6 protein-coding genes are annotated in these 8,094 nt (G+C 36.6%); all 6 read left to right on the forward strand.

What is annotated here, in order from left to right:
* Window positions 1-23: 23 nt before the first annotated feature.
* The 6 genes from ACPLVE_RS10545 to ACPLVE_RS10570 all read left to right on the forward strand — a co-directional run bounded on the left by ACPLVE_RS10545 (window position 24) and on the right by ACPLVE_RS10570 (window position 7,851).
* Entirely contained in the window at window positions 24-1,745 is a 1,722-nt protein-coding gene (locus ACPLVE_RS10545; RefSeq protein WP_424611512.1) for a beta-N-acetylhexosaminidase, read from the forward strand.
* 227 nt (window positions 1,746-1,972) lie between these two features.
* On the forward strand, window positions 1,973-3,532 hold the full coding sequence (gene galT, locus ACPLVE_RS10550) for a UDP-glucose--hexose-1-phosphate uridylyltransferase (RefSeq protein WP_424611508.1): 1,560 nt from the start codon (window positions 1,973-1,975) through the stop codon (window positions 3,530-3,532).
* Between the two features lie 13 nt (window positions 3,533-3,545).
* Window positions 3,546-4,718 (forward strand): galactokinase, encoded by a 1,173-nt coding sequence (locus tag ACPLVE_RS10555; protein ID WP_424611513.1) that lies wholly within the window; start codon window positions 3,546-3,548, stop codon window positions 4,716-4,718.
* 4 nt (window positions 4,719-4,722) lie between these two features.
* Entirely contained in the window at window positions 4,723-5,712 is a 990-nt protein-coding gene (gene galE, locus ACPLVE_RS10560) for a UDP-glucose 4-epimerase GalE (RefSeq protein WP_424611509.1), read from the forward strand.
* Between the two features lie 14 nt (window positions 5,713-5,726).
* On the forward strand, window positions 5,727-6,917 hold the full coding sequence (locus ACPLVE_RS10565) for an ROK family transcriptional regulator (RefSeq protein ID WP_424611510.1): 1,191 nt from the start codon (window positions 5,727-5,729) through the stop codon (window positions 6,915-6,917).
* A 28-nt stretch (window positions 6,918-6,945) separates the two neighbouring features.
* On the forward strand, window positions 6,946-7,851 hold the full coding sequence (locus tag ACPLVE_RS10570) for a hypothetical protein (protein WP_424611511.1): 906 nt from the start codon (window positions 6,946-6,948) through the stop codon (window positions 7,849-7,851).
* Window positions 7,852-8,094: the final 243 nt, after the last annotated feature.

Below are 8,094 nucleotides of genomic sequence, written 5' to 3' on the forward strand. Positions count from 1 at the left end.
AAAAATTATTAGGAGGTACGTTTATGTGGGATAAAGTATTTATTGTTCCAGAACCTAAAAGATTTGTTTTTAATGGCAATTGGTTCTCGTTTGATGGTTTTAATAATTTACCTGAATTTTTTAGAAAAGAGTTTGACATCCCTCAAGGTAGTTGGGTTATTAAGAAGATAGATAGAGAAGGCACGGGTTTAAAAATAAAAGAAGGAGAGGTAGAGATTTGGGGGGAGGAGAAGGTCTCTTATGCTACAATTATACAGATTGTAATGCAGACAAAAAATCGCCTTCCAGAAATAGAGATAGAAGAGGAGTTTCATTTTCCATTTAGAGGGTATCATTTGGATATTGCTAGAGGTGGAGTGCCCAATTTAGATATTTTTAAAAAGATTTTAAGATGGTTGTTTTTACTGAAATACAACTATTTTGGTATTTATTTCGAAGACCTTTTTCCGTGGGATAAATACCCTCAGATTGGAAAATTGAGAGGTAGATTGTCAAGAGAAGAATTAAAAGAAATAATATCTTATGGGGAGAATTTGGGCATAGAAGTTTTTCCTTCTCTTGAGCTTTGCGGCCATATGGAAAATATATTATCTCTTCCTGAGTTTACAAGGTTTAGTGAATGGCACAGACCCCAGGAAGGCACCATTAATGTTTCTGATGAAGAGGCGAGGGAGTTTACATATGACCTTTTAAGAGAAGTTGTAGAATTTTTCCCATCAGAGCACATTCACATTGGAGGAGATGAGACATGGGCCCTTGGGAGGGGTAAAAGTCTTGACAAAACAAATGCCTTCAAGGGACCAGAGCTTTTTGAACTTCATCACAGGAATTTAATCAACTTAGTCAAGGAGAAAGGGAAAACCCCTGTAGTTTGGGGAGATATGATGACAGGGATGTATTTAAGGCCTGAGGAAAAGGAAAAATGGAAGGTGGTACTTGAAAGTGAAATATGGGATGATGTAATTATTGCTAACTGGGATTACACAAACCTTTCTGAGGAGCACTTCCGCGAAAAAATAAATCTTTTTGGGAAAAGGAAAGAAAAGCAAATAGTATGTCCTGGTTTTTCTAACTGGGGAAGATTTTATCCAACTTTTGACATAGCCCTGACTAACATAAAGAATTTTTTGAAAGCGGCAAGAGAAGAAGGAGTGAAAGGATTCTTAGTTACTTCATGGGGAGATGACGGAGCAGAAGCCCTTTACAGCTTTTTAGATCCTTTGATATTTGCAAATATGGAAATTGCAGAAGGGAATGGGAATTGGGAAGAAAAGTGGATTGCGCTTTCTGGAGAAAGGCATGAAGTGCTAGAGGTAAGAAAATTATTTGGAAATGACCTCTTTTCAATGACAATTAAGCATGTATTTTTAGGAACACCTACTTTTAGATATCATTCAGAAGTCTTGAAAGGTCAAAAAGAGAGAGAAAGTACGGGTGATATGTGGATGGATTACTATTTTGGGTTTTTAGAAAAGCTTAAAGATACCAAGACTCTTTTAAAGGAATATGAAAAAATATTGGAAAAAGTTACCAATATGACACTGCCAGAGGATTTAGAAATGATAAGGGATATGTTAAGAATTGGAATAAAAAGGCTAAGAGGGGAACTCAATTTTTCTGATTTTGTTGAATTTGGAAATAGATATGCAAGGCTTTGGCTTTCTGAGAGGAAAAAAGAGAATTTAGAAGTTGTAATTGCAAAAATTTATGGAGCTGCTGGAAGGGCTGACTTGAAGGTTTTCTAAAAATTTTTCACAGATTAGAAGGAATTTTTGAGTATGTGTCGAATATAATAAAAAAGAGGTTAATTAAAATAATAAATAAACCTTTCACATAAAACAAAATTTATTGAGGGTATGTTGTGGTGCATTAGAAGTTACGTTTTTATTGTAACTGCTATTGTTGACATACCATGTGTTTTTCTTTTGAAGACTTAATTAAAAAATATAATAAAGTCTGTGAGGGAAAGAAAATGACTCAAAAAGATGCAGCATTTCACATTGAAAGGCTTTTAAATTTTGCACTTAAAAAAGGATTGATAGAGGAGTTAGATGTGATTCCAAGCCGCAACGCACTTATGGACCTGTTCAAAATAGAAAAGCCCTATGAGGGTGAAGTTCCTGAGGAGGAATTAGACACCCCCTCTCCTATTTTAAATAAATTGCTAGACTATGCGGCAGAGGTAGGTCTTATTGAAAACACTGTTACCTATAGAGATTTAATGGATGCAAGAATTATGGGGCTTTTAATGCCAAGAGAATCAGAAGTTGTAAGAAAATTCAATGAAATTGCATCAAAAGATGGGATTGAAAAAGCTACAGAATATTTCTATGAGCTTTCTAAAGCTTCTAATTATATACGCATGGACAGGACTTCACAGAATTTATACTGGCGCACTCCCACTGAATATGGGGCTTTAGAGATTACAATAAATCTTTCAAAGCCGGAAAAAGACCCAAAAGAGATAGAGAAAGCCAAGAAAATTCCCCAATCAGGATATCCAAAGTGCCTTCTGTGCATTGAAAATGTTGGCTTTGCAGGAAATTTAAATCATCCAGCAAGGCAAAATTTAAGGATAATACCCGTAAAAGTTGCGGGAGAGCAATGGTATTTCCAGTATTCACCTTATGTCTACTACAATGAGCACTGCATCCTCATACACGAAGAGCATATACCTATGAAAATTTCAGAAAAAACTTTTGTGAGGCTTTTTGACTTTATTGAGCAGTTTCCTCATTATTTTATGGGTTCTAATGCGGATTTGCCAATTGTAGGCGGGTCAATTTTAGTCCATGAGCATTTTCAAGGGGGAAGGCATACCTTTCCAATGGAGGAAGCGCCTATAGAGGAATATTTTATACATCCTAAATATAAAGAAGTAAAAGCAGGGATATTAAAATGGCCCATGTCAGTTATTCGTATATCAAGTAAAGATAGAGAAAAACTGACAAAGCTTTCTTCCCATATATTGAATGTGTGGAAGGGCTACAGTGATGAATCTGTAGATGTACTGGCATACTCAGAAAAGGATGGGAAGATTGTCCCTCACAATACAATCACACCAATTGCCAGATTCAATAAAGAAGGAGAATATGAAATTGACTTGGTCCTAAGAAATAACAGGACAACTGATAAATACCCTTGCGGAATTTTTCACCCTCATGAGGAACTTCATCATATAAAGAAAGAAAATATTGGCCTCATAGAAGTCATGGGGCTGGCAGTTTTACCAGGAAGGTTGAAATTTGAATTGGAGGGAATTAGAAAAATTTTAACTGGGAAAGAGAAGTTGAATAAAGATATGTATAATGAAAATCATCCATTGTACAAACACCTTCATTGGATTGAAGAATTGATTGTCAAATATGGGACTCATTGCACTGAAGAGGAAGCGGAAAATTATATAAAACAGGAAGTTGGGAATAAATTTTTGAAGGTTTTATTAGATGCAGGAGTTTTTAAAAGAGATGAAAAAGGCAAAAAAGCCTTTGAAAAATTTATGGAAACAGCAGGATTTAAAAAATTATCATGAAAGGAGACGAAAGATGGAAATAGCAGTGGTAGAAGCTTTGGAAAAGTTTTATGGCAAGAATGATAGAGAAATAAGGCTTTTTTACTCGCCGGGAAGGGTAAATCTAATCGGAGAGCACATAGATTACAATGGAGGCTATGTATTTCCATGTGCTCTTGATTTTGGAACTTATGCTGCGATAAGAAAAAGAGATGACAAAAAAGTATTTATGGCTTCATTAAATTTTGATTTAAAGGTAGAGGTGGATTTGGACTCGATTTTTTACGATAAAGAGCATGACTGGGCAAATTATCCTAAAGGGGTATTAAAGATATTGCAGGAAGAAGGGTATGAATTTTCCGGGTTTGAAATTGTATTTGGGGGTAATATCCCGGTGGGTGCAGGCCTTTCCTCGTCAGCTTCAATAGAAATGGTTACAGCTGTTGCAGTCAACGAAGTTTTCAATTTAAATATTGACAAGATAAATCTTGTAAAGCTTTGTCAGAGGGCAGAAAATACGTTTGTGGGGGTAAACTGTGGTATAATGGACCAATTTGCCGTTGGGATGGGCAAAAAAGGCCATGCAATCCTCTTGAAAAGTGATACTTTGGAATACTCGTATGTGCCCTTAAATCTTGAAGGCTACAAAATTTTGATTTCAAATACAAATAAAAAAAGAGGACTAATAGATTCAAAATACAATGAAAGAAGAAGTGAATGTGAGAAGGCTCTTACTTATCTCAAGAAAGCTTTGCCTGTAAAAAATTTATCTGAAGTTACAGTTGAACAGTTTGAGGAATATAAGTATTTGATACCTGATGAAGTATTGAGAAAAAGGGCAAGGCATGTCATAACAGAGAATAAAAGAGTTTTAGATGCAGTAGCTGCCTTAAATGATAATGATATAGTCAAATTTGGTAAATTGATGATAGAGTCGCATAATTCTTTAAGAAATGACTTTGAAGTTACAGGGAAAGAACTGGACACACTGGTAGAAGAAGCGCTAAAATTAAAGGGAGTAGTGGGCTCTCGAATGACTGGAGCAGGATTTGGAGGGTGCACAGTAAGCATTGTAAAAGAGGACGCAGTGGAAGAATTCATAGAGGTAGTGACACGCAATTACACGCAGAAAATAGGATATGCTCCAACAGTCTATGTCACAGGAGTAGGTGAGGGGGCAGGAGAAGTTGAATATTTGAGGAGGTAATGAAATGGCGATTCTGGTTTGTGGTGGAGCAGGTTATATTGGAAGTCATGCAGTTTACTCTTTATTAAAAAGGAATGAGAAAGTAGTTGTGGTAGACAACCTTGCCACAGGGCACAGTGAATCTGTTTTAGGAGGAAAATTATACATAGGAGATTTAGGGGATGAAGATTTTTTAGACAAAGTTTTTTCAGAAAATGATATTGAGGCTGTGATGCACTTTGCAGCTTCTTCACTTGTTGGAGAAAGTGTTGAAAATCCGTTTAAGTACTATGAGAACAATGTATGCGGGACTTTATCTCTTCTAAAGGCCATGAAAAAACATGGTGTCAAAAAAATTGTTTTTTCTTCAACTGCAGCAGTGTACGGAGAACCTGAGAGAATTCCTATAAAGGAAGAGGACAAAACTGAACCCACGAATCCTTACGGAGAGACGAAGCTTGCTATTGAAAAAATGTTAAAATGGGCGGATGCTGCATATGGGATTAAGTACGTGGCGCTTCGTTACTTTAATGTTGCGGGAGCTCTTGAAACAGGTGAAATTGGAGAAGACCATTCTCCTGAGACACATCTTATTCCCATTGTGCTTCAAGTCGCTCTGGGGAAAAGAGATAAAGTAATGATTTATGGAGATGACTACCCTACAAAAGACGGCACACCTATAAGAGATTATATACATGTTATGGATTTAGTAGATGCACATATTTTGGCTTTGGAGAAATTAAGAAAAGAAAATAAAAGCGATGTTTACAACCTAGGTAATGGGGAAGGCTTTACTGTAAAAGAAGTCATAGAGGTTGCAAGAAAAGTGACGGGACATCCTATTCCAGCAGAAGTTACAGGAAGGCGTCCAGGAGATCCCGCAGTTTTAGTTGCATCTTCCGAAAAAGCGATGAAAGATCTTGGGTGGAGGCCTAAATATGCTTCTTTAGAAGGGATAATTGAAAGTGCCTGGATGTGGCATAAAAACCATCCAAATGGCTTTAGAAGGGATTGAAGGAAGGGATGGAAATGGAAAATTTAATACCAGTAAGTTACAAGCTACTAAAAGGAATGAATGAGTCTGTTATTTTAAACATCATACGAAAAATGGGGCCGATTTCACGGGCAGATATTGCAAAGGAGACTAATTTAACTCCTCCAACTGTTACAAATATTGTAAATAAACTTCTGGCAGATAATGTGGTTATAGAGTACAAGGTTGGAGAATCCAGTGGTGGAAGGCCTCCAATACTTATCAAATTAAACCCGGATTTCATGAATATTATTGTGGTCCACATAAGCACTTACACTTTGCACCAGTATACTCTTGATGCGGAGCTTAACACAAAGAAGAGCGAAAAACACTCAATAAAAGGGCTAAAAAAAGAAGAAGTCTTAGATTTACTATTGTCTACATTAGAGAAAGCGATAAAAGAAGCGCCTCAAAATGTTTCAGGGATAGGGATTGTGGTAAGAGGCCCTGTAAAGATGAAAGAGGGTATATCAGTTTTTGCACCCAATATAGGTTGGAGAAATATGCCATTAAAGTCAATTGTAGAAGAGAAATTTGGAATACCTACCTATATTGTGAATGACGTGAGAGCAATGGCTTTAGGGGAATTTCATATGGGGAAGGCAAAAGATGTGGAGAACATGATATTTTTAAAGGTTGGCTATGGAATAGGTTCTGCAATTCTCATAAATGGCAGGATATACACTGGCGCCAGTGACAGTGCAGGTGAAATAGGGCATACGACAATTGATGTAGCAGGGCCTCAGTGCAGCTGCGGCAATTATGGCTGCTTTGAAGCTTTGGCCTCTGAAAAGGCATTGGTCAATTTTGTTGTAAAAGCTATCAAAGAAGGAACGGATTCCATTGTGTATCAAATGGCAGAGGGGATGCTGGACAGTGTTACTCCTGAAATGATATATGAGGCTGCCAAATTAAATGATGACCTGGCTGTATCTACATTGAGGACAATAGGGAGATACTTGGGCATAGGCATAGCAAATATAATAAATACGTTTAACCCTGAATTAATACTTATAGGAGGTGGAATTGTACAGGGGCGAGAATTCTTTGAAGACATAATGAGAGAAACAGCCCAAAAGAGGGCTTTTGAAAGTGCTTTTAATGCGTGTTCTATAGCTTTTTCTGAGCTTGGGCCCAATGCTACGCTAATAGGAGCTGCTAATCTTGTGATGGACGAAGTACTATGAAAGCACTATAACAGGAAGGAGGAGGAATATGTCAGTAAAAATTGAAAAAATAAACTTTTCTGGATGGGAGAACAGCATAAGACTTTCAAATGGCATTATTGATGTTGTGGCGACCACAGATATAGGGCCCAGAATCGTGAGATTTGGATTTGAGGAAGATGCAAACGAGTTTAATTTAGATCCAAGGACTCTTGGATTAAAAGGAGGAGAAGAGTTCAGGTTTTACGGTGGCCACCGGCTATGGCACAGTCCTGAAGATAGAAAGAGAACCTACGTACCAGATAATGACCCTGTTGATTGGCATGAAATAGAAAATGGGATAAGGCTTATTCAGAAGCCTGAAAAATGGGTAAACACGCAGAAACAAATTGATATAATATTAAGCCCTGATGAGAGCAAAGTTAGGCTTATACACAGGATAACTAATCTTGGAGCATGGCCTATTGAACTTTCAGCATGGACAATAACAGTACTTTCTACAGAAGGCATCGAAATAATTCCTCAACCAAATAAAAATACAGATTTACTTCCCAATAGGCAAATTGTGCTCTGGCCTTATTCTAAAATGAATGATAAAAGGGTTTACTGGGGAGAAAAATATATTGCTTTAAGACAGGACCCAAACAATAAAGAACCTTTTAAGTTGGGTATCAACAATCAGGAGGGTTGGGCTGCTTATATAAGAGAAGGACACCTTTTTATAAAAAGATATTACCCAAAGGAGAGTGCAACATATCCTGACTTTGGTGTATCTTTTGAAACATATATAAACGACTGGATGCTTGAAATAGAAACATTAAGTCCTTTAACAAAACTTAAGCCCGGTGAAACAGTTGAACACATTGAAGAATGGGAGCTTTATGAGGGAGTATATGTAAAGGATATAGATGAAGATGTGTTTGATGAAATTGCAAATAAGTATTGCAGGAAGTAAGAGGAATAAGAAACTTTATAAAAAAATTTAATAAATTTAGGCTAAGAAGAAGGAATTTTTAAATTTATGGCGAATATATAAATGTAGAGTTAGTTAAAATAAAAAAGAAAGTACGAAAAATAAGTATAGCCAGCAGACAATTGAAAATGTTTCCTAAACTTTGTTCCAAAGAAGGGGGCGAAAACAAATATAATGCTCCCATCTGTCAAGACAATTTTTTTAAAAATCTAAGTTAGATTTGTG

This window comes from Caldanaerobacter sp., from assembly GCF_049701115.1.
Taxonomy (GTDB): domain Bacteria; phylum Bacillota; class Thermoanaerobacteria; order Thermoanaerobacterales; family Thermoanaerobacteraceae; genus Thermoanaerobacter.